This is a genomic window from Pasteurella sp. XG20, from assembly GCF_018968665.1.
Taxonomy (GTDB): Bacteria; Pseudomonadota; Gammaproteobacteria; order Enterobacterales; family Pasteurellaceae; genus Pasteurella; species Pasteurella multocida.
In genome coordinates, this window is sequence record NZ_CP076656.1 from 1,409,002 (window position 1) to 1,431,490 (window position 22,489).

Genomic DNA, 22,489 nt, shown 5'->3' on the forward strand with positions numbered 1-22,489 from the left:
AAACAATCAGTTTGACTATTGTTCCCCACTTTGTGTTCTACCGCAAGTCTTTTACAAGCTAATCTCCGCCAAGGACGTACTGACTTTTACATGCTGTGATGTACATTGAATCTGAAACACTAAGTCATTTCGTTTTACGTTGTTTTCACAAGCTAAGCCCAAAAATTGACGTTGTTTCTGGTTCTGTGCAATTTGTAAAGCTTGAACATGTTGATAAATGTATATTGCACGTTGGCGTTGATAACTTAGCCACTGCTGTGTTGAAAGGAAAATACCACTAAACAACATTAGTGCCATTAACAATACAGGTAAACTCATGCCTTTATCATAATAAAAAATCATGCCAACTTTTCTCTGCTAATTGCCAATCTCGTAATTGTGTTACCCAATATGCTACTGTCGCTTTATGGTAACTCACTTGCACACTTGGCTCTAAAGTTAATCGCCCTCCAGTCACAATTGTTCCTTTTATCTTCCCTTTTCCGTGAATATGTAAATCGCCTTCAGCAATAATTATCGCCTCGATATCTTGTGTCAGCGTCCAACTCGTTTGTTTAGCATCAAACCAGTAAAAATAGGGAGCATGTTGGACAGAAAATTGATGAGAGAAAAGATCTCGATATTCTCGTTGAATAAAATACGCTAATTTCCCGATATTAAGCGCTTGACGAGGTTGTGCTTTAAATAACGCCCGACAAATACACCAAACATAATTCGCTTTACCTTCAACAAGATGAAAAGCGACTTGTTGCCGATTTTCTGAAGATGTTGCTGAGATATGTTTACAAAGATGTTGCTTTTTTTCCTCGTTCTGACGTTGTAATACTAACATTTGTTGAACATCTAATTTCCGTTGATGAAACACAGACAAATGCCAATGTAAAATATCGTCATTCAATAACATTAAAATAGTTAATCCACTGCTTAATAACACTAAAATGACGAAAGTTACCATACCTTTATGATAAATCATTGCTTCTCTCCATGATTCAAGAGTGGTACAACCATTGTCGTTTCATATTGAAAATGTGGCTGTTTTTTTAAGTATCCTTTCAAATAGATTTCAAGCGCTGGCTTTCCCATAAGCCAATGAAATGATAAATCGCTGATGATATATTCTTGATCATCTAATAAATCTACCCAACCACCACTATGACACGCTGACTGTTGTAAGTAAGTACGACATTCTGCTAATTTACAGCGAGAATTTACCGCACTTTTATATGTTAAGCGTGTTTCGAGCATCCCATTATTCAAACGGTAACCAAACAGCTCACGTTCAAGGTGACTGGTATTATTTCGTCCATCCTTAATACAGGTTTTCTCTTTGAACTTTCCCCCTAAACAACCGTTCATATCCAGATCATAAAAAAATAAAATACAATCCGATACATTTCCGCCATGTATTGAGAACAGTTGTAAACTAGCCTGTATTTCTGATTCAAACAGTGAAAAGTTCACTTTATTCGTCGTCTCTGGAGGCGCACGAAAGCCCGCTCGACGAATATCTTTTCCCATTAATTGAATCACTCTTTCTAGCTCAGTTTGCAGTTGCATTTGGAAATGGATTGCCCTATTTTGTCTCTGAACATCAACATAAAAAGCGATAGCAACAAGTAACAAAAGAGAAGAAAGACTTAACGAGATCATCAAACTCAATACTGTATAACCGCGAAATAACATACTTTAATTTTCCTTGTTATGTTCACAAGCACTTAATGAAGCCTCTTTCTTCAATTTAATACTACCCACATTAAATAAAGAAAAAATTGCTTTTTGATAATCGGTTTGTAAAACAAAGCAGGTTGTTTCCAACGTGTCTCTGACAGCACTCAATCGAGTCATCGTATTTGGGTAATAATGTTTCGTCTTTAACATCGTATAACCGGTAAAATGCGAGGAATAGAATTGTGCAGATAATCTTTGGGGACAATGTTGAGGAGCAAAACAATCACAAATATATTCACTTTTTAATTGTGCTGTTAAACACCAATGTTGGCGGTTTACATCACGATTCGCAATCAAAAACCAAACTTGTCCTGATGTTGCTACTCGTGTCTGTAATTGCCGAAGAAAAATCCATAATTGGCGTTGCTCTTGCTCGAAAGAAATAAAATCAATCACTCTCGTCCAATTCGGTAAGACGACGAGCAACATACTGCTTATCAGCAGTAATACCATGAGTATTTCTAACAATGTAAAGCCTCTTTTCATATCTCCTCTTTTTTTGCATATACTGTATATCGCTACTGATTTAACTCATCAATTGACTAGTAATGTTTTGAGATGCGGATCGCAAAAATAAAGTGATAGATAGAAAAATAGGATAAGGAAATGCTGTACTGAAAATAGTCTTGTTGAAAAGAATATAGAATGAAAAAGAAGTGGTGGGTCGTGAAGGATTCGAACCTTCGACCAACGGATTAAAAGTCCGCTGCTCTACCGACTGAGCTAACGACCCATTGCATTAATTGCTTTGGAGTTTATATCGGATTTGAATTAAGTGGTGGGTCGTGAAGGATTCGAACCTTCGACCAACGGATTAAAAGTCCGCTGCTCTACCGACTGAGCTAACGACCCATTGCATTAATTGCTTTGGCGTTTATACAGGATTTGCGTTGAGTGGTGGGTCGTGAAGGATTCGAACCTTCGACCAACGGATTAAAAGTCCGCTGCTCTACCGACTGAGCTAACGACCCGCTTCATATCACTGCGTAACGGAGGCTTATAATACTGATTTTATTTTAATAAGCAATAAAAATTTTCATTTTTTTGTTTATTTGAATGAATACTCACCAAAAGACCGTAATTCTCGCCTTTCTCACTACAAGTAAAATTCCACACATAAAAAAACTGGGTGCGAATGCACCCAGTTTTTAGACAGAAAAATAAATTAGTATGCTAACACAGCACGACGGTTTTTAGAGTAAGCTGCTTCATCGTGACCTAACACAGCAGGTTTCTCTTCACCGTAAGAAACTGTTGATACTTGACCAGCTTGTACACCTTTCGCTGATAAATAATGTTTAACTGCATCTGCACGACGTTGACCTAATGCGATGTTATATTCTGGTGTACCGCGTTCATCGGTGTTACCTTCAACAACGACTTTCGTTGCAGGTGTTGCATTTAAGAACGCCGCATGTGCATCTAAAATTTGTACATATTCACCTTCGATATTGTATTTATCGAAGCCGAAATACACGGTATTATAACGTTGTTGTAAATCTTGTACTGAATAACCGCCAAACATTTGACCAGCGCTTTCATCTTTTTTAGATGAACCACAAGCAGCTAATACAGCAACAGAACCAGCAACTAATAATACTTTAGTTAGTTTTTTCATTGTTTTCTCCTTAGAGTTTTTTATTTAGTTAAATAAGGTGACCAAGCTGGGAATTTAACTTGTCCATCATTTCCTGGTAACCGTGCTTTAAAACGACCGTCAGCGGATACCAATTGTAGCACTTTTCCTAACCCTTGAGTAGAGCTGTAAATGATCATGATACCGTTAGGTGAAATACTTGGACTTTCATCTAAGAAAGTGGAACTTAGCACTTCTGTGGAGCCAGAAGCTAAATCCTTTTTCACAATATTATCTCTACTGATCATGATTATAGCGCTACCATCGGCAGTCATTTGCCCACTATAACTGCGACCACCAGTGCTTACTAATGATGCACCACCACCGGATGCACTCATTTGGTAGACTTGCGGTGAACCGCTTCTATCAGATGTGAACACAATTGTTTGTCCATCAGGTGACCAAGATGGTTCAGTATTATTCCCTGTACCACTAGTCAACTGTGAAATCTGTCCACTACCTAAATTCATTACATAAATATTCAATACACCGTCTTTTGAAGAGGCAAAGGCTAATCTTGAACCGTCTGGTGAAAATGCAGGCGCACCATTATGCCCATTAAACGACGCGACCACTTTACGTGCACCAGAGCCTAAATCCTGCACTACTAGCTGGGATTTTTTATTTTCAAAAGAAACATAAGCTAACTTTTTACCATCATGTGACCAAGCTGGTGACATTAAAGGTTGCGCACTACGGTTAACGACAAATTGATTAAACCCATCGTAATCAGATACTCTGACTTCATAAGGTTGAGAGCCACCGTGTTTCTGCACAATATAAGCAATGCGCGTTCTAAACGCCCCTCTGATGCCCGTTAATTTTTCAAAAACTTCGTCACTGACTGTATGTGCTCCATAACGCAACCACTTTGCTGTTACTGTATATTGGTTTTGTGTTAACACCGTACCCGCAGTACCAGTTGCACCAATCGTATCAACAAGCTGATAAGCGATGTTAAAACTGCCATTTGCTGGTGTTACATGCCCCACTACTACCGCATCAATACCAAGCGCAGCCCAAGCTTCTGGATTCACTTCTGAAACAGATGTTGGGTGCTGTGGCATCCGATTGACTGGAATCGGATTAAATTTACCACTATGGCGTAAATCGGCAGCAATGATATCGGCAATATCCGCTGGTGCAGAACCCGGCCCATTCCACTTAAATGGCACAACCGCAATTGGTCTGGCACTATCTACACCTTCATCAATGACAATTTGTACCTCTGCTTGTGCAGGTTGCAATACAGCAAGAAAGAATACGATCAATATACTCCACATACGGGTGACTAATTTCATTGGAACCACCTATTATTTTTCATTTCCAATCCTTTATCGTTGATTTACGATAAACAAAAAGGCAATACTAACTTTATCTTAATTTAAATTCAATTGGGGATTTCTTATATCTTTGATAGATATCATCTGTTGGTGCTGGCGGGACTTTCTTCGTCCTTGCCACGGCACTTACCGCAGCTTGACAAATATCATCAGGTCCTGATACTCGACGATAATTTGCAATGGTTCCATCCCGTAAAAACTCGACTTCAACGACGCAAACTTTATTTGCAAAACTCGGCTCTTTCAAAAATCTGCGTTGAATTTCTCGTTTAATTACTCCGGCATATTGATCGCCTGTTTTTCCACCATCACCAGCCCCCAGTGCTGCACCGCTTCCTTGGCTTCCCTGACGATCCGTATTTGATCCTCTCGTTGCAGAGCCTCCACCGACATCTCCTCCACTAAAGAAATCATCCAGCGCGGCTTGATTCGCTTTGCGTTGTGCAGCTTCCGCATCGGCTTTTGCTTTTTCAGCTTTTGCTTTTGCTTCCGCTTTGGCTTTTTCTGCTTTGGCCTTCGCTTCCGCTTCTGCTTTGGCTTTCTCTGCTTTGACCTTCGCTTCTGCTTCTGCTTTCGCTTTTGCCTCAGCCTCTGCCTTCGCTTTTTCCGCTTTACGCTTGGCTTCTTCTGTTGCTTTCGCTTTCGCCTCTTCTTCTGCATGTTTAGCCAATGCAGCTAAGCGTTTAGCTTCTGCTTCTGCCTTTAGTTTTGCCGCTTCAGCTAGCTGCTTCGCTTTTGCTTCTTCTGCTTGTTTTTGTTTTTCTAATGCCGCCAAGCGTGCTTGTTCTTCTTGCTTTTTCTGCTCAGCAAGTTGTTTTTGACGTTCAATTTCTTTTTGTTTTTCAATTTCTTTCTGTTTTTCTAACGCTTTTTGCTTCTCAATTTCTTGCTGACGAATGATCTCTTGTTCATCTGGCTGTACAGGTTTCTCTTCAATAACAGGTTCCGTTTTTTTCGCTTTATCGGTTTGACCTTTTTTCTGTTGCTGAAGGCGTCCCCACTCTTGAGCAGCTGCGCCTGTATCAACCATCACCGCTCCCATCACCTCGCTGTCACCTTCACCGCCACCCATAATTTCAACCCGATGATAGAGGGAACCTAAAATCAATAAGCCAAATAAGATCGCGTGCAAAATGACGGAAAGAATAACCGCACTGATGTCTTTATTGTTCTGCTTACTTTGCACAATATTGCCTTTTTATTAAATCGGGTTTGTCATTAATCCAACAGATTTAATACCTGCAAGATGAAGCAAGTTGAGTGCTTTGATCACTTCTTCATAAGGAACATCTCTCGCACCACCCACTAAAAACAACGTATTATTATCTTTATCGAATTCTTGTTTAGACAATTGAGTAACCATCTCTTCAGTCAGTCCCTCTAAGCGCTCTGTACCAATCGCTAAACTATATTGTCCGATACCTGCTACTTCTAAAATAACCGGCACTTTATCTTCATTACTGACACTTTGGCTCTCTACCGCATCAGGCAATTCAACTTGGACACTTTGGCTAATAATTGGCGCTGTTGCCATAAAAATCAGCAACAACACGAGTAACACGTCCAAAAAAGGAACGATGTTGATCTCAGATTTCACATCTCTACGTTTACGGCGGTAAGACATTATCTCCCCTCAAAATTCTAAAAAAACAACCGCACTTATCTCAAAAGGCACGGAACGCTAAACATCGCTTAGCGATTAGTGTGTGCCATTTTTACCAAATGCTTGGCGGTGTAAAATTGTGGTAAATTCATCAATAAAATTACCGTAATTCTGTTCTAATTTACTGACACGTAAACTTAAACGGTTATAGGCCATCACCGCAGGAATTGCTGCAAATAAACCAATCGCCGTTGCAATTAATGCTTCTGCGATACCTGGGGCAACCATTTGTAATGTGGCTTGCTTAGCACCACTCAATGCCATAAATGCATGCATGATCCCCCAGACTGTGCCAAATAAACCAATATATGGGCTAATAGATGCCACCGTTGCTAAAAATGGCACGCGCGTCTCAAGTTCTTCCACTTCACGATTCATGGCCAAGTTCATTGCTCGTGAGCTCCCTTGAATAATAGCCTCTGGTGCATTAGGATTAGCTTGTTTTAAACGCGAAAACTCTTTGAAACCAACATAAAAAATTTGTTCACTTCCGCTCAACCCATCACGCTTATTTTCTAAACCATCAAATAGACGGTTTAAATCTTCACCGGACCAAAAACGATCTTCAAAGGCAGCTGAATCTTTCAATGCCTTTGTTAAAATACGACTACGTTGAATAATAATTGCCCAAGACATAATTGAGAAAATTATTAAAATTACAATAACAAATTGAACAACGATACTGGCTTTTAGAAATAATTCTAAAAAGTTCAAATCTGCAGTCATTACATACTCCAAAAGGTTTTATAACTCATTTACCAATACAGCTTTCATCTCTGCAGGAATAGCGATTGGTTTCATTTTTCCAAGATCAACACAGGCTACTTTTACTGTAGCCTCGCATAAAATCTGTTCCTCTTTCTTTAATCGTTGAGTGAAGAAAATCGATGCGCCTTTCAACTCAGTGACTAACGTCTCGACGATTAATAAATTATCGAGCTTTGCTGGATAGCGATAATCAATATTCATTGTTTTGACAACAAAAGCGAGCTGTTGTTCATTTAACAGTGTATGCTGTGAAAATCCTGCGCAACGCAAATATTCTGTTCTTGCTCGCTCAAAAAAATGCAAATAGCGCGCATGGTAAACGACACCACCCGCATCAGTATCCTCATAATAAACACGAATAGGAAAATTAAATACATTGGCGACCATTGTTCTATTCCTTCCGTTTGTTTACGTCGTCACATCTCGACAAATTGGTGGCGTATTTTAGAGCTTGTATGAATGATAAGCAAGTCTAGCATACGATTCTGAGCAAAAATTTTGCTTTACAACTCATCATTATCCCGCCCAACTTACCACGATAGCCAAAATAAATCCAATATAGCCAATTATAGGCGAAAATAAGCCTTTCCAAAGTGTGCTACGGATCTCAAAGCCAATACCATGAATCCAGAGAATCCCCGTCCCCCAAATCATCAATAAAATTAAGGGTGCTGGTGCACTACGTAAGTTTGTAGAAAAATCATTGATATTGAAGAAAAAAAACAATGTGATCAAGATAGCGAATATAAATGAAAGGGTTCTTAACGAACCCTTATTAAAGATTTGATATAGTGAATTAATCATTGAGATTACTCATCAAATTTACCGGTTTTCTCAATACCGATAGTAATTACCGCGGCTAACATCACCGTAAACAAAACACCCAATACCCAAATGACATAAAACATAATATTTCTCCTTAGTATAATGAGTTTTTGTTCTCTTCGATAAATTGACTATCGAGACGACCAAACATTTTCCAATACGCCCAAATCGTGTATGCAAGTAAAATTACAACAAATACAAGTGCAAAACCGAGCATTAAGGTTAATGTCAATTTACTTGATGTAGAATCCCACATTAACAAGCTTAATTCAGGATGCGTAATGGATGGCATCACGAATGGGAACATAGAAATGCCCGCAGTCAAAATAATACCCGCCATCGTTAAGGATGAGAATAAAAACGCGAAACCTGAACGATCTGCTTTAGAGGCTAAAATGTTCAATACTGCACTTACCACCGCTAGTAAAGGGAAAATCCATAAAATCGGCATGTCTTTATAGTTATTAAACCATGCACCCGCTTCAATCGCCACAGTTTTACCAAATGGAGTTGATGGGGCGTTATGATCAATCACAGATGTCACAACAAAACCGTCTTTGAAATATAACCAAACACCAGCAAGCACAAAAGTAATGATTGTAGCAACGGCACCAGCTTGTGTAATGCTACGAGCACGATGACGTAATTCGCTAGTTGTTTTCATTTGCAACCAAGCACTACCTTGTGTTGTTAACATTGCTAAGCTCACTAAACCACAAAGTAACGCAAACGGATTTAATAATGCAAAGAATGAGCCTGTGTATTTGACTTGCAATAATTCGTTGAATTCAAATGGTACACCTTGTAACAAGTTACCAAATGCCACACCGAAAACTAGCGAAGGGACAAAACCACCAATGAATAATCCCCAATCCCATAATGTACGCCAGGTTGGATTATCAATTTTAGCACGATACTCTAAGCCGACAGGACGGAAGAATAATGCCGCTAAAACTAAAATCATGGCGATATAGAAACCAGAGAAAGAGGTGGCATACACAATCGGCCATGCGGCAAACATTGCGCCACCAGCTGTTAATAACCAAACTTGGTTACCGTCCCAGTGTGGTGCAATGGAGTTAATCATGATACGTTTTTCCACTTCTTTTTTACCAGCAAAAGGCAACAAAGTTAGAACACCCATATCAAAACCATCAGTTACTGCAAAACCAATAAGCAATACACCGATCAAGATCCACCAAACAAAGCGTAGAATTTCATAATCAATCATAATCAGGCTCCTACTTATTTAGATGATTGTTCAAAGTAGTAACGACCTGTTTTTAATGAACTTGGTCCTAATCTACCGTATTTGAACATTAAATACATTTCTACTACAAGGAATAAGGTATAAAGTGCACAGATTAATCCAATGGAGAACCAAAGATCACCTGTTGTGAGTGCAGAGTTAGCCACACCAACTGGTAACACTTCATAAATCGCCCAAGGTTGACGACCATATTCAGCTAAGAACCAACCACTTTCAATTGCAATCCATGGTAATGGAATCGACCATAAAAGCGCTTTTAAGAACCAAGGTTTTGTTCCCACTGTTTTACGCACATTTTGTACAAATGCACCAACCAGAAGAAGAAGTAATAAACCACCTGCTGCCATCATGATACGGAAAGACCAGAAAGTAGGTCCCACATTTGGAATTGTATCTGCCGCAGCTTGTTTAATTTGCTCTTCAGTCGCATCAACCACTTTGTCGGTATAACGTTTCAATAATAAACCGAAACCGAGATCTTTAGAGACAGCATTAAATTGTGCTTTTGTTTCTTCACTGATTTGACCTGCTTTTTTCTGTGCTTGTAATTGAAGTAACAAGTCATATGCTTGAACACCATTACGTACACGTTCCACATTCAACGCTTCTAAATCAGCAAGACCCGCAAATTGTTTATCTAAAGAACGTGTCACAATAATCCCTGCAGCGTAAGGAATTTGAATAGCAAAATCATTACGTTTCTCTGCTTGATTTGGCACTACAAGTAAATTCCAGTCAGCTGGTGCAGGTTGAGTATGCCATTCCCCTTCCATTGCTGCTAATTTCACAGGTTGTGTTTGACCGATTTCATAACCAGATTCATCACCCATGATGATCACCGAGAAAATAGAAATCACACCGAAAGTGGAAGCAATAGAAAACGAACGTTTAGCAAAACCGAGATCACGACCTTTCAAGATATAATAAGCGCTAATCCCTAATACAAACATTGCACCACTCACATAACCTGCAGAGAGAGTATGTAAGAATTTACTTTGTGCAACTGGGTTTAACCATAAATCCATAAAACTGGTCATTTCCATTCGCATGGTTTCAAAATTAAACTCAGAAGCGACAGGGTATTGCATCCAACCGTTTGCAACAAGAATCCACATTGCGGATAAATTTGAACCAAATGCCACACAGTATGTCGCAATTAAGTGTTTACCTTTTGATAATCTGTCCCAACCGAAGAAGAATAAACCAACGAAAGTCGACTCTAAGAAGAATGCCAATAATGCTTCAATTGCAAGAGGCGCACCAAAAATATCTCCCACATAATGAGAATAATATGACCAGTTCGTACCAAACTGGAATTCCATTGTAATACCAGTTGTGACACCGAGAGCAAAGTTAATACCAAATAACTTACCCCAGAATTTTGTCATATCTTTATAAACTTCTTTGCCTGTGGCTACATAGAGCGTTTCCATAATCACTAGAATGAACGATAAACCTAGTGTTAATGGCACAAACAAAAAGTGATATAACGCAGTTAATGCAAACTGCAATCGAGAGAGTTCAACAACGTCCAACATCTCAACTCCTTGTAAATGCTACAAGTTCCTACAAAATGATTACAAAGTAACCACCCCCAATACTTAAAGAAATTCCCTAAGTAGACCCCTTGAATTACCTTCACAATCACAACTATAACACTATGATGTATAATCATTTTTACAGTTGAATAGTTTATCATTATATAGGCAACCCAACTTCGGTATCTATTCTACTACTAAACATAAGGATTAAAAATATAAAAAAATGACACATAGATCACATTTTTATACTTAAATCAAAAATAATGAAAAATATGTAGAACTCTAAGAATTGATACAGGTCAAATTATAAATTTTATTAACATTTTAGCAACGCTTACTGAAATAAAAATCACGGTTTGGATAAAAAAACGACAAAACACTAGACATATCCTATGTATTTTGTTACTTTTCCTAGCGATTGATCCTCAGAAAATAAAAGAATCTAAAGGTATTATAATGAAAAGAAGATTTTCGTTCATTTTGACCGCACTTTTCGCGGCAAGCGCGTTGGTGACTTCACCTGTTCATGCAAGCAAACCTGCTGAAATTAAAACCAATACCAATGCTGCAGTTCCTCAACAGTGTGAAAAACTTTTCAAAGAAACCGAGGATTTAATTGCCGAGGCAGAAAAACAGCCGGGTACACATACCCAAGTGAGTAAAATTAAAAGCAAACTCAACCAAAGCAAACAACAAATTCTCGAGATGGAATTAGCCACTCAAATTAAAAGTTGCGATTTTGCTTTAACTAAGTTAAATACTCTCAAACAGCAATAAACTAAAAAAGCGTGTTAATTTTTCATTAACACGCTTTTTTAATAATGTTTCGCTCGTCTTATTCTGTTAATTTCTCTAACCCAAAATAACGGTACGTTCTTGAGGTTGCCATACGTCCTCGAGGTGTACGCTGTAAAAAGCCTTGCTGTATTAAATAAGGCTCTAGCACATCTTCTATCGTTTCTCGTTCTTCTCCAATCGCAGCAGCAAGATTATCTAATCCTACAGGTCCCCCGTCAAAACGTTCAATCACAGCATTTAACAGTTTGCGATCCAAATAATCAAAACCTGCATCATCCACATCCAACATTAACAATGCGGCTTTAGCACTTTCTTCTGAAATAATGCCGGCATGACGGACATCTGCAAAGTCTCTCACGCGTCTTAATAAACGATTAGCAATTCGAGGTGTCCCCCTTGAACGACGTGCAATTTCATAACACGCGCTATCGGAAATAGATAAATTCAAACAATTTGCACTACGCGCTACGATCGAAGTTAAATCTTCCACTGCATAAAACTCCAGCCGTTGTACAATCCCAAAACGATCACGCAACGGCGATGTTAACGAGCCCGCACGTGTTGTTGCCCCAATTAATGTAAAAGGTGGAAGATCTAACTTGATTGAACGAGCCGCAGGTCCTTCACCTATCATAATATCTAATTGATAATCTTCCATCGCTGGATATAACACTTCTTCAATCGCAGGGGATAAGCGATGAATTTCATCAATAAATAGCACATCATGTGGTTCTAAATTCGTAAGCATTGCGGCAAGATCGCCCGCTTTTTCTAATACTGGTCCTGAAGTAGTACGAATATTCACACCCATTTCATGCGCTACAATATTGGCTAATGTGGTTTTACCTAACCCAGGTGGACCAAAAATCAATAAATGATCCAAAGCATCTTGGCGCAATTTAGCCGCTTGAATAAAAATCGCCATTTGTTCGCAGACGTGCGGTTGTCCAACATAATCATTTAGCAATTTTGGACGAATCGCACGATCAATATACTCTTCATCGCCTTTCGCACTTGTACTAATAATTCTATCTGCTTCAATCATGTTCTTTTCACTTAAAGATTATAAGGCGGCTTTTAATGCTTCACGGATAAGTTGCTCACTAGAAAGTGCCGGCTTGCTGATTTTTTTCACCAGTTTTTCAGCTTCTGCGGCTTTATAACCTAACGCAATCAGCGCAGAAATAGCTTCACTGGCAGGGATATCTTGTTCATTTAAGGCATGTTCAGGCTGTTTAAGATGTTGACTTTCAATAAAGAAGTCTTCTTGTTGAATGCCTTTGAACTTCCCTTTTAATTCCACTAATAAACGTTCTGCTGTTTTCTTACCAACCCCAGGAATCTTCACTAATTTAGAAAGTTCTTCACGTTCAATCGCATAAGCAAACTCTTCCACTGACATGGCTGATAAAATAGCCAGAGCGAGCTTAGGTCCTACACCATTGGTTTTGATTAATTCACGAAACAAAGTGCGGTCGGTTTTTTGCGAAAAACCAAACAGTAAATGTGCATCTTCACGCACAACAAGATGAGTAAATAGAGCTGTCTGTTGACCAATATCGGGAAGCTGATAAAAGCTGGTCATCGGTAATAATAATTCGTAGCCAACGCCTTGCACATCTAACAAAATCTCAGGAGGGTGTTTTTCAACTAAACGTCCCGTCAAATGACCAATCATATCTTCCTCATCACATCATTTATTTTGTTGTATAGCATAAAATAAAACTGGATGAACATCCAGTTAAATTTTTAAACGAAAGCGTCCTCGGCTGTATCGCGCTTTAAGCAGTGCGGTCGTTTTTTCTGGTTTTTCTGTCGCTTGTGCACTATTTGTAACATGGAAAGCGTGTTGAAGAGAATGGGCATGCGTAATCGCTATCGCTAACGCATCCGCCGCATCGGCTTGTGGTTTTTCAGATAAAGTTAAAATCCGTGTTACCATATCTTGTACTTGAATTTTATCTGCAGAACCAATCCCTACTACCGTTTGTTTGACTAAGCGCGCCGCATATTCGAAAACGGGCAAATCATGATTAACTGCGGCAACAATCGCGGCACCTCTTGCTTGCCCAAGTTTTAAAGCTGAATTGGCATTTTTGGCTAAAAACACTTCTTCAATAGCAAACATATCCGGTTGATATTGCAAAATAATTTCATTTACCCCCATGTAGATCCGTTTCAAACGAGTTGGTAAATCTGTAACAGACGTCCGGATCACGCCACTACCTAAATATTCTAAATGCCTACCCGCTTGACGTATAACGCCATAGCCAGTTACGCGAGAGCCAGGATCGATGCCTAAAATAATTGCCATTACTTGCCCCAAAAATAAATGGATCTACATTTTACTGTAAATCCATTATTTTCATCTATGCCGAAAAATTGTTAACACACATTATTTTGCGTTAGTACAATTTTTAGCTAGGATTTTGTTGTTGTCAGTAAACATTACTGCAGCAGTTGTGCCGACTGTGCTTGCTGCAAAGCCATTATCTAATGACCAGACTTTGTTCCCTTCTACGAAACGCACACCATCTTGATAAGTGCTATCGAGTTTCATTTCATGACCAACAACTTGACGATTAATTGTTACTGTTGCGCTATCTGCTTTACCATTAACAAATGTATACGTGGCTGAAACAACTTGATTTTTCTTACCTTTCACATCACAAAAATAAGCTGCTGTTTCAAATGTTGGCTCAGATGATTTCATTTCCATCGCTTTTTTCATGTCCGCACCATTTTGTGCACAGGCAGTTAATGCGCCAGCAACCATTAAGCTTGCAAAAAGTTGAGTTAATTTCATAAGTTCTCCTAAAATAAATGATCAATTGTATGCACGATACAATCGGTAAAATCACTATTAAATAAATCGCATTTAATAGAATAATCTATAGCATAGCCGCTATTTCATCACTGATTTCGCCATTATGATAAACATTTTGTACATCATCACAATCTTCTAGCATATCAATCAGCTTTAACAATTTCGGTGCAGTTTCTGCGTCAAGTTCAACAGTCGTAGACGGAATCATGGTAACTTCGGCATTATCAATTTTAATCCCTGCGGATTCAATACCATCACGGACAGCACCAAGTTCTTCCCAAGCAGTATACACTTCGAAACTCCCATCTTCTTGAACTTGTACGTCATCCGCACCGGCTTCAATTGCGGCTTCCATAATAACATCTTCATCACCAGAAGTAATTAAAATTAACCCTTTTTTGCTGAACAAATAACCAACAGAGCCTTCCGTTCCTAGATTACCGCCACATTTTGTAAAACTCGGTCTAACTTGTGAAATTGTACGGTTAGCATTATCACTTAAGCATTCCACCATCACTGCCGTACCACCAGGACCATATCCTTCATAGATTTTGGTTTCCATATTGGTGTCATCACCACCGCCCACACCACGTTCAATTGCACGGTTAATGGTATCACGCGTCATATTACTTGATAAGGCTTTATCCACCGCAGTACGTAAACGCGGGTTTGCATTGACATCACCACCACCTAACTTCGCAGCTGTCACCAATTCACGAATTAATTTAGTAAAAATCTTGCCACGTTGTGCATCTTGTGCGGCTTTACGGTGTTTAATGTTAGCCCACTTACTATGACCTGCCATTCTCAATTTCCTTCTTTATTAAATAATTATACTCGTTCGATATTCTCTGTAAGATGCCACTATCCAATGGTTGTTTCACTAAATACTTTTCGATTACTGCGCGATTATTCCATGACTTAGTCAAGATCGCTGCCTGCTCTGCAGGTAGCCATTGAAAAGCAACATGCTCTGTTAAATGGGGTATTCTTTCCTCTGCAAGCCCTAGCAAAAACCAGTGTTCAAGACAATGAGTGACATTTGGTGCGTATTTATAACGGAAATGGGGAAAAATTTCAAACGCTATCCTTTCTTCACAATCAAAAAGCGCTAAGCTCTCTGACTGAATATCAATTCCGACTTCTTCTTTCACTTCCCTTATCGCAGTTTCTCTTGGTGACTCATTTAAGGCTAAAGAACCGGTAACAGATTGCCAAAATGTCGGATCATCTTGTCGTTGTAACATGAGAACACGTTGTGTGCTATAACAGAAGATGACCACTAAGACACTATGCGGATTCTTATACATTTTCATCCCATTAATATAGTAATTCAGGTTTAATAATGTCCTTTAACTGGCGATAAGGAAGCACTAAATCGATTTCACCATCTGCATAAGAACCTAATGTATAAACAGGATAACGGAATGTTAATCCATTAATTGTAAAGACAAAATTATCCGTCAGCTCGAGTTCATCATGCATAGAAAAATCCGATATTCCTAATGTTTTTAAACGAGCTAAATTCGCTTCACGCAATAATTCAATCAACTGATAACGTTTATCTGATGAAACCAAAATATCGTCTAGTGTATAAATTTGCTTATTGGTTAAATCAATATTTAAAAACTGTGTATCATACATGCCATGCGCACCACCCGTATAGTAACTCGTGATCACAGAAAATGTCGCTAATTGTTCACGCTGTCCAATAAAATGGATCTCTCGCGAATAATCCCAGCTTTGATTAAGTTCTAATTCTGGCAACACGTCATTAAACCACTTTTGTACGAGCTGTTCGATACCTTGCTCAGAGGATTTGGTTTCAATCAATATACTTAAAGTAAGATTATCCAAGAACGTATTGAGCCAATCGACATTGGTTTTTTGAGATATCAAGCTCAAATTCGCGCAATGTTCTTCTGTTGAACCAACATCAAGTTTAACGTTAACACATTGAAAACGCTGAGCTAAAATATAAAAATCGGACTGGATAGCAATCGTGTCATGCGAGGCTTGAGAGGTATTATTTGCTTTCAGGAATGGTAGTTTATCAAAGCATGATATTAATAAAAAAATAGGAATCAATAAGATAGCATAACGCATAATTACCTCCCAATAAATTTACATGAAAAGGTGCAGTTATGATAACCGCACCTTTTATAAACTTTATTCAGATTTAATTACTTGAACTGACAGTTCATTCAATGCTTGTGGGTTTGCAAAACTCGGCGCCTCTGTCATTAAACAGGCGGCGGCTGTGGTTTTCGGAAACGCAATCACATCACGGATATTGTCCGTTCCAGTCAATAGCATCGTTAAACGATCTAAACCAAAAGCCAAGCCTGCATGTGGTGGTGTACCAAATTTTAACGCATCTAATAAGAAACCAAATTTTTCACGTTGTTCTGCTTCATTAATCCCTAAAATACGGAATACCGTTTGTTGCATTTTCGGATCGAAAATACGCACCGATCCCCCACCCACTTCATAACCATTAATCACCATATCATAAGCATTAGCAACGGCTGAAGTTGGATCCGCTTCTAATTGTTCTGGGCTGAAATCTTTTGGTGAAGTAAATGGGTGGTGCATAGCGGCAAGATCACCTTCATCATCGCGCTCAAACATTGGGAAATCAATCACCCAAAGTGGTTGCCATTCTTCTAATTTCGTTAAGCCCAAATCACGTCCTAACTTCAAACGTAACGCGCCCATTGCATCAGTTGTTACTTTATAGTTATCCGCACCAAAGAAAAGAATATCGCCGTTTTGTGCTTGTACACGCTCTAAAAGGGCTTTTAACACCGCTTCAGATAAAAATTTTGCGATTGGACTTTGTACGCCATCCATCCCCGCAGCAAGATCATTGACTTTTAACCAAGCCAAACCTTTTGCCCCATAAATCCCAACAAATTGCGTGTATTCATCAATTTGTTTACGCGTAATGTCTGTGCCATTTGGTACACGAATGACGGCAATACGACCATTAGGGTCATTCGCTGGACCATTGAATACTTTAAATTCAACCTCTTTTAATAAATCCGCTACGTCCACCATTTCTAATGGATTACGTAAATCAGGTTTATCTGAGCCAAAACGACGCATCGCTTCTGCAAAGGTCATCACGGGGAATTTACCTAAATCTACCCCAAGGGTTTCCCGCCACAAACCATGTACCATTTTTTCCATTATCTCACGCACTTCTGGTGCCGTTAAGAAAGAGGTTTCTACATCGATTTGAGTGAATTCAGGTTGACGATCCGCACGCAAATCTTCATCACGGAAACATTTCACAATTTGATAATAACGGTCAAACCCTGACATCATTAACAATTGTTTAAATAACTGTGGTGATTGCGGTAATGCATAGAATTTACCTTTATGTACTCGGCTTGGTACTAAATAGTCACGAGCTCCTTCCGGCGTTGCTTTGGTTAACATCGGTGTTTCAATATCTAAGAAACCATGTTCGTCCATAAAGCGACGCACAAAGCTGGTAATTTTGGCTCGTGTTTTTAAACGTTGCGCCATTTCTGGGCGACGTAAGTCTAAATAACGGTATTTTAAACGCTGTTCTTCCGTATTATTTTGGTTAAAGTCGAGAGGTAATGGCTCTGCGCTGTTATAAATAGACAGGGATTTTGCTAACACTTCCACTTCGCCTGTTGCCATATTTTTGTTGATTTGATTATCTGGGCGGGCAATCACTTCGCCTTTAATTTGAATACAAAACTCATTACGTAAACTTGCTGCTGTGGTGAGTGCTTCTTGATATACTGGATCGAAACACACTTGTACAATCCCTTCACGATCACGCATATCAATAAAAATTAACCCACCTAAATCACGGCGACGATGCACCCAACCACTCAATGTTACTTCTTGTCCGATATTGTCACGGTTTAATGCACCGCAATAATGTGTACGCATCATTTCAAAATCCTTTGTACTCTTAATTATGCTCAAAAATTCACTCAATTATAGCGGAAAACCAAGAGAGATAAAAAGGTTATTTATGCTTACAAATCAACCAATAAGAAAAAGAAAAGCGATGAACGTTCAAAATAAAGGCGTATTTCCATGCCATATCATCGGATTTTTTGTTATATTACGCCACTTTATTGGAATAAAATTATGTTAAGGATAACCACATGTTATTTATCAATATCACTTTTGCCTGTATTTTAGCGATCCGTTTTTATAGTCTGTCTATTTCAATCCGCCATGAAAAAGCATTGATTGCAAAAGGTGCAATACAATATGGTAAACGCAATTCTACGCTGTTATCCATTGCCCATGTTGTATTTTATCTCGCCGCGATCATTGAAGCTAATAACCAAAACACAGCATTTAATAGCACCTCACAAATAGGGCTGGCGATTTTAGTCTTTGCGATCGCCATGCTATTTTACGTGATTTATGAACTGAAAGAGATTTGGACAGTAAAACTTTACATTTTACCGGAACATCACATTAACCGCTCTTTCTTATTTAAATACGTACGTCACCCGAATTATTTCTTAAACATTATTCCCGAGTTAATTGGTTTATCGCTTTTCTGCCAAGCAAAATATACCGCATTGATTGGATTACCCATTTATTTGCTTATCCTAGGCGTGCGTATTAAACAAGAAGAAAGTGCCATGGCGCATTTATTCCCGAAATCATAATTTATTTGTGATAGGTCGAAACTTCTTCTAAAATGACCGCACTTTTTCTCGGTCTTTAACACATTATGACAAAAGATACTCTATTTTCGACTCCCATTGCTAAATTGGGGGATTTTACTTTTGATGAAAGCGTAGCTGAAGTCTTTCCCGACATGATCCAACGCTCTATTCCCGGCTATGCCAACATCATTACCGCTATTGGGATGTTGGCATCACGCTTTGTTACGGCGAATAGCAACGTCTATGATCTGGGGTGCTCGCGTGGTGCAGCAACATTATCTGCACGTCGTCATATTAATCAGCCCGGCGTCAAGATCATTGGTGTTGATAACTCACAACCCATGGTCGATCGTTGTCGCCAGCATGTTAGTGCCTATCAAAGTACAATACCTGTGGACATTATTTGTGATGATATACGCCATATCGAAATCGAAAATGCCTCCATGGTAATTTTAAATTTCACTTTGCAATTTCTGCCACCTGAAGATCGTCGAGCCTTATTAAGTAAGATTTACCAAGGCTTACAACCGAATGGGATCTTGGTACTATCCGAGAAATTTCATTTTGAAGATCAAAACATGAATGCCTTGTTGATTGATTTACATCATCAATTTAAACGCGCGAATGGATACAGTGAACTTGAAGTCAGCCAAAAACGCACCGCACTTGAAAATGTGATGCGTACAGACAGCATTCAAGCCCATAAAATACGTTTAGCTGAAGTCGGTTTTCAACAAGTGGAATTATGGTTTCAATGCTTTAATTTTGGCTCAATGATTGCGGTGAAGTAAGTGGCATACAACATAAAGGCGGTTCACTACCGCCTTTTGTTTTATAATGCTTTTAAGTTCTTATCTAGTAAGCGGAACAACAACGCTTTTCCCCCTTTAAAGCGATATTCTGCATATTCAGCTTGTGCATAATATTCACCTTTTCCCTCGGCAAAAAAGTAGTCTTGACTTGGTAAACGTGGCCACCACATCGCGACATTCACCGGTAAGTAAATATTTGGTGTACACCCGTCAAATGTTGTAGGTGCTTTGGTTTCAAGACGACACAAGGTAGCAATCCCTAGGCTGTCTCGTTTTAACAACGCATAAATAAAATACTGTGTTTTTTCCTCTTCTAAATTTTTTCCCCATTCCTCACTAATGTCTGCCAAGATTTCATAGTTCAACGTCATATAATCCCCTTGCATCAAGGAACGCGGATCAACAGGTGCCGTTTTTAAAATAATTGACTCACCATTCGTTAAAATATCTTCATATTTATGAATAGTATAATTCGTGGCAAAGGCAATCAAACATGTCGCCAACAAAGTGAATCCTAGTTTTTTACGTAACATTGTTTGTGGTTGAAACGTATTGTGCGATTCAGCTTGTAATGTTGCCTGCGGTGCCTTGTTATAACGTGATAAAACAAACGTAACTAGTGCCAGAACGATGCCTACTCCCATGAGTAAGAAAGATTTATGTAATAAAGGGATACTCAAGAGATAATAGTAATAGCTCAAATTCATGATCACGCCCAACAACGCGAGCGCAAATAATACTCGGCTAACGCTTAAATAAGCCAACAATAACAAAGAAATACACGCTAGGGTTTCATTCACCGCAATAAAACCCAAACACAGTGCGAGAAGAGTCAATAGTACGCTAGCATACAGAAACTTAGCTAACTCAAAACGTCGACTTATTAACACAAAAAATATAATCGGGGTGATAGATATCAATAAATGTAGACTCTTTATCAACCAAGTATCAGAGGTTAGCGCCGTAAAAAAATACCCAGTAATGACATGAAACCAGTCATTTAAATCAGACATTTCTGGTGTCTGTTGTGCAGTATCAAGAAATGTCCAACGGTTGAATATGTCAAGATTCATAGCCAAACCGACTAACAACATTGCCCAAGCAATAGGTAATAGCTTTATCGTATACGGTCTTTCCTCACTTAACGAAAAAAAGTAATAAAGTAGCAAACCACCAAGAATTATCCACTGTTGTGCAGATAACACAAATTGCCCTAAATGCTCTTCATAATAGGCATACCATCTCAAATCAAAAAAACCAATGTAAACTAAAAACGCGATGATAAAGAGTGATGCAATTAAGAAACGTAGCCAATTTGATGAACGTAATTGATACAAAAAGACCGATAGTATTGCCATTAACGCAAGATAAAGGTCATTTTCTCCATCAAAAAGGAAAAAAATGAAATACAGAATAAAACCTGTTGCCATGAACATATCAATGGCAATATCAAACCAGTCTGCCTTTTCTTTTTGATTAAAATGCATTACTAAGGCAACGATAAGAAAAAGGATACTCGGATAGATAAGATCTTGTTCATCTTCCAAACCAAATGAGAAAAATAAAGTAATAAGGAGTAGGCCAGTACAAAATATAATTAATAAAATAAAGAGTGGATAAATATGCCAAGTGACTCGAGAAGCAGTAGGATTATGCCACTTAAACCACTTAATTAACGTGATAATCGCACCAATCGTGCCACCAAATGCCAATATCGTTACCAAAAAGATATCTGATAAAAAATCTTCCCCTGAGCTTAATAGTACTTTCGTACAAATACTGACGACTAAATAGAAAAATAAAACGATTAAATTAAGAAAGTCAAAACGACGCTCTTTATAATAATAGACAAGCCCTGCACTCAATAACCACGACAACAGCACGCTATTGTTGACGATCAGCGCCCAACCAAAGGCAAACACTAAGATAAGCAACGCGATCTTAGGTAAAATGCGCCAATTCTGATCTCTTAAACGCTCACCAAAATATTCATAGCACACGAGAAACAGCATATTTAAAAAGATCATCATGTGCACGATATCACCGAGCAGGGAAATAGCTAAAGATAAAGCCACATTTGCCGTGACCAATAATAATAAGGCACTTGCTACATTAGGAAATAACAGCAAAAACGGAATTTGGCAAATAGACCAAATAGCGAAAAGTTCCCAAGGGTCAGCGCCCGTTTGATACGTTTGCCCAATTAAAGCGAATATTGCCCCAAGCAATACCGCAGCGAGAAAAGCAAAAACAAGAGGAAGTACAGAAGTAACCTGCTTTTTTTTCGCTTCATAGTAATAAAAAAAGACACTTAAAAGGATAGAAACGCCAAAGAGGCTTTGTACTCCATAAAGCTTTTCAAAGCGAGAAAAATAGTCCCAATTTGCCGCAATCCAAGTAATCACGCCACTTGCAAAAAAGCCGGTTCCTAGCAGGAGAAATAAGAGAGTAAGATATTTCCGCCAAGATAAATGAAACAACGTCGTATTTTGCATATACTCGCTCCTCTAGTTAGAGAACATAATGATTTTTCACGATGATTATGGCATAATCATTTCCAATTTTGGCAAAAATTTTTCAGGTTCATAAAAATCAAAATGGGGGG

The 22,489-nt window shown here is 38.7% G+C and carries 26 protein-coding genes and 3 tRNA genes; 3 read left to right on the plus strand and 26 right to left on the minus strand.

Annotated features, from left to right (window positions below):
- Positions 1 to 51: 51 nt before the first annotated feature.
- The 17 genes from KPF51_RS06425 to KPF51_RS06505 form a co-directional block, all read right to left on the minus strand.
- Positions 52 to 342, minus strand: a complete 291-nt coding sequence (locus tag KPF51_RS06425) for a DUF5374 domain-containing protein (RefSeq protein ID WP_005722908.1) — start codon at positions 340 to 342, stop codon at positions 52 to 54.
- Complete coding sequence (locus tag KPF51_RS06430) at positions 326 to 973, minus strand: DUF2572 family protein (protein WP_064661088.1); 648 nt, start codon at positions 971 to 973, stop codon at positions 326 to 328. The genes KPF51_RS06425 and KPF51_RS06430 overlap by 17 nt, the downstream gene beginning before the upstream one ends.
- Positions 970 to 1,683 carry a type II secretion system protein J gene (locus tag KPF51_RS06435; protein ID WP_005722912.1) on the minus strand — a complete coding sequence of 238 codons (714 nt, stop codon included), beginning with the start codon at positions 1,681 to 1,683 and terminating at the stop codon, positions 970 to 972. The genes KPF51_RS06430 and KPF51_RS06435 overlap by 4 nt, the downstream gene beginning before the upstream one ends.
- Positions 1,684 to 1,686: 3 nt before the next feature.
- The gene (locus KPF51_RS06440) at positions 1,687 to 2,214 is read right to left on the minus strand and encodes a prepilin-type N-terminal cleavage/methylation domain-containing protein (RefSeq protein WP_005722914.1); all 528 of its coding nucleotides are present in this window, start codon (positions 2,212 to 2,214) and stop codon (positions 1,687 to 1,689) included.
- 171 nt (positions 2,215 to 2,385) lie between these two features.
- Positions 2,386 to 2,461 (minus strand) — tRNA-Lys (locus KPF51_RS06445).
- Positions 2,462 to 2,504: 43 nt separating this feature from the next.
- Positions 2,505 to 2,580 (minus strand) — tRNA-Lys (locus tag KPF51_RS06450).
- Between the two features lie 43 nt (positions 2,581 to 2,623).
- A tRNA-Lys gene (locus KPF51_RS06455) sits at positions 2,624 to 2,699 on the minus strand.
- A gap of 194 nt (positions 2,700 to 2,893) precedes the next feature.
- A complete protein-coding gene (gene pal, locus KPF51_RS06460; RefSeq protein WP_005722918.1) occupies positions 2,894 to 3,346 on the minus strand; it encodes a peptidoglycan-associated lipoprotein Pal in 453 nt (150 codons plus the stop codon).
- 20 nt (positions 3,347 to 3,366) lie between these two features.
- Complete coding sequence (gene tolB / locus KPF51_RS06465; protein WP_211599570.1) at positions 3,367 to 4,665, minus strand: Tol-Pal system beta propeller repeat protein TolB; 1,299 nt, start codon at positions 4,663 to 4,665, stop codon at positions 3,367 to 3,369.
- 73 nt (positions 4,666 to 4,738) lie between these two features.
- The gene (tolA, locus tag KPF51_RS06470) at positions 4,739 to 5,893 is read right to left on the minus strand and encodes a cell envelope integrity protein TolA (RefSeq protein WP_061405913.1); all 1,155 of its coding nucleotides are present in this window, start codon (positions 5,891 to 5,893) and stop codon (positions 4,739 to 4,741) included.
- A gap of 15 nt (positions 5,894 to 5,908) precedes the next feature.
- The gene (gene tolR / locus KPF51_RS06475) at positions 5,909 to 6,331 is read right to left on the minus strand and encodes a colicin uptake protein TolR (RefSeq protein ID WP_005722921.1); all 423 of its coding nucleotides are present in this window, start codon (positions 6,329 to 6,331) and stop codon (positions 5,909 to 5,911) included.
- A gap of 75 nt (positions 6,332 to 6,406) precedes the next feature.
- Positions 6,407 to 7,096 (minus strand): protein TolQ, encoded by a 690-nt coding sequence (gene tolQ / locus KPF51_RS06480; RefSeq protein ID WP_005732598.1) that lies wholly within the window; start codon positions 7,094 to 7,096, stop codon positions 6,407 to 6,409.
- A gap of 18 nt (positions 7,097 to 7,114) precedes the next feature.
- Complete coding sequence (gene ybgC / locus KPF51_RS06485; protein ID WP_005722941.1) at positions 7,115 to 7,525, minus strand: tol-pal system-associated acyl-CoA thioesterase; 411 nt, start codon at positions 7,523 to 7,525, stop codon at positions 7,115 to 7,117.
- A gap of 129 nt (positions 7,526 to 7,654) precedes the next feature.
- Complete coding sequence (ybgE, locus tag KPF51_RS06490; protein ID WP_005717137.1) at positions 7,655 to 7,942, minus strand: cyd operon protein YbgE; 288 nt, start codon at positions 7,940 to 7,942, stop codon at positions 7,655 to 7,657.
- Positions 7,943 to 7,947: 5 nt separating this feature from the next.
- Positions 7,948 to 8,046, minus strand: a complete 99-nt coding sequence (locus KPF51_RS06495) for a cytochrome bd oxidase small subunit, CydX/CbdX family (protein ID WP_005717140.1) — start codon at positions 8,044 to 8,046, stop codon at positions 7,948 to 7,950.
- An 11-nt stretch (positions 8,047 to 8,057) separates the two neighbouring features.
- Positions 8,058 to 9,194: a cytochrome d ubiquinol oxidase subunit II gene (cydB, locus tag KPF51_RS06500; RefSeq protein ID WP_005717141.1), complete on the minus strand. Its 1,137-nt coding sequence runs from the start codon at positions 9,192 to 9,194 to the stop codon at positions 8,058 to 8,060.
- A gap of 14 nt (positions 9,195 to 9,208) precedes the next feature.
- Entirely contained in the window at positions 9,209 to 10,771 is a 1,563-nt protein-coding gene (locus KPF51_RS06505; RefSeq protein WP_005722953.1) for a cytochrome ubiquinol oxidase subunit I, read from the minus strand.
- 459 nt (positions 10,772 to 11,230) lie between these two features.
- Here KPF51_RS06505 and KPF51_RS06510 point away from each other — a divergent pair, with 459 nt between their 5' ends.
- Positions 11,231 to 11,551, plus strand: a complete 321-nt coding sequence (locus KPF51_RS06510; protein ID WP_005754446.1) for a DUF5339 domain-containing protein — start codon at positions 11,231 to 11,233, stop codon at positions 11,549 to 11,551.
- Positions 11,552 to 11,609: 58 nt separating this feature from the next.
- Here KPF51_RS06510 and ruvB read toward each other — a convergent pair whose 3' ends face one another.
- From ruvB to aspS, 8 genes are all read right to left on the minus strand, one after another.
- A complete protein-coding gene (gene ruvB / locus KPF51_RS06515; RefSeq protein WP_005757065.1) occupies positions 11,610 to 12,617 on the minus strand; it encodes a Holliday junction branch migration DNA helicase RuvB in 1,008 nt (335 codons plus the stop codon).
- 18 nt (positions 12,618 to 12,635) lie between these two features.
- Positions 12,636 to 13,250 (minus strand): Holliday junction branch migration protein RuvA, encoded by a 615-nt coding sequence (ruvA, locus tag KPF51_RS06520; RefSeq protein WP_005754448.1) that lies wholly within the window; start codon positions 13,248 to 13,250, stop codon positions 12,636 to 12,638.
- A gap of 63 nt (positions 13,251 to 13,313) precedes the next feature.
- On the minus strand, positions 13,314 to 13,886 hold the full coding sequence (ruvC, locus tag KPF51_RS06525; RefSeq protein ID WP_005751719.1) for a crossover junction endodeoxyribonuclease RuvC: 573 nt from the start codon (positions 13,884 to 13,886) through the stop codon (positions 13,314 to 13,316).
- An 81-nt stretch (positions 13,887 to 13,967) separates the two neighbouring features.
- Positions 13,968 to 14,378, minus strand: coding sequence for a hypothetical protein (locus tag KPF51_RS06530; RefSeq protein ID WP_005722963.1), 411 nt, complete (start codon positions 14,376 to 14,378; stop codon positions 13,968 to 13,970).
- Between the two features lie 85 nt (positions 14,379 to 14,463).
- Complete coding sequence (locus KPF51_RS06535) at positions 14,464 to 15,204, minus strand: YebC/PmpR family DNA-binding transcriptional regulator (protein WP_005722965.1); 741 nt, start codon at positions 15,202 to 15,204, stop codon at positions 14,464 to 14,466.
- Positions 15,191 to 15,715, minus strand: coding sequence for a dihydroneopterin triphosphate diphosphatase (gene nudB / locus KPF51_RS06540; protein ID WP_313903925.1), 525 nt, complete (start codon positions 15,713 to 15,715; stop codon positions 15,191 to 15,193). The genes KPF51_RS06535 and nudB overlap by 14 nt, the downstream gene beginning before the upstream one ends.
- A 4-nt stretch (positions 15,716 to 15,719) precedes the next feature.
- Positions 15,720 to 16,505, minus strand: a complete 786-nt coding sequence (locus KPF51_RS06545) for an RsiV family protein (protein ID WP_005754451.1) — start codon at positions 16,503 to 16,505, stop codon at positions 15,720 to 15,722.
- Between the two features lie 63 nt (positions 16,506 to 16,568).
- Complete coding sequence (aspS, locus tag KPF51_RS06550) at positions 16,569 to 18,335, minus strand: aspartate--tRNA ligase (RefSeq protein ID WP_010906950.1); 1,767 nt, start codon at positions 18,333 to 18,335, stop codon at positions 16,569 to 16,571.
- A 218-nt stretch (positions 18,336 to 18,553) separates the two neighbouring features.
- On the opposite strand from aspS, the gene KPF51_RS06555 reads away from it, so the two are divergent.
- Positions 18,554 to 19,072, plus strand: coding sequence for an isoprenylcysteine carboxyl methyltransferase family protein (locus tag KPF51_RS06555; protein ID WP_005722973.1), 519 nt, complete (start codon positions 18,554 to 18,556; stop codon positions 19,070 to 19,072).
- A 65-nt stretch (positions 19,073 to 19,137) separates the two neighbouring features.
- Positions 19,138 to 19,863 (plus strand): carboxy-S-adenosyl-L-methionine synthase CmoA, encoded by a 726-nt coding sequence (cmoA, locus tag KPF51_RS06560; RefSeq protein ID WP_064661116.1) that lies wholly within the window; start codon positions 19,138 to 19,140, stop codon positions 19,861 to 19,863.
- Positions 19,864 to 19,904: 41 nt separating this feature from the next.
- Here the strand turns inward: cmoA and KPF51_RS06565 are convergent, their stop codons facing one another.
- A complete protein-coding gene (locus KPF51_RS06565) occupies positions 19,905 to 22,379 on the minus strand; it encodes a GDYXXLXY domain-containing protein (protein ID WP_061405912.1) in 2,475 nt (824 codons plus the stop codon).
- Positions 22,380 to 22,489: the final 110 nt, after the last annotated feature.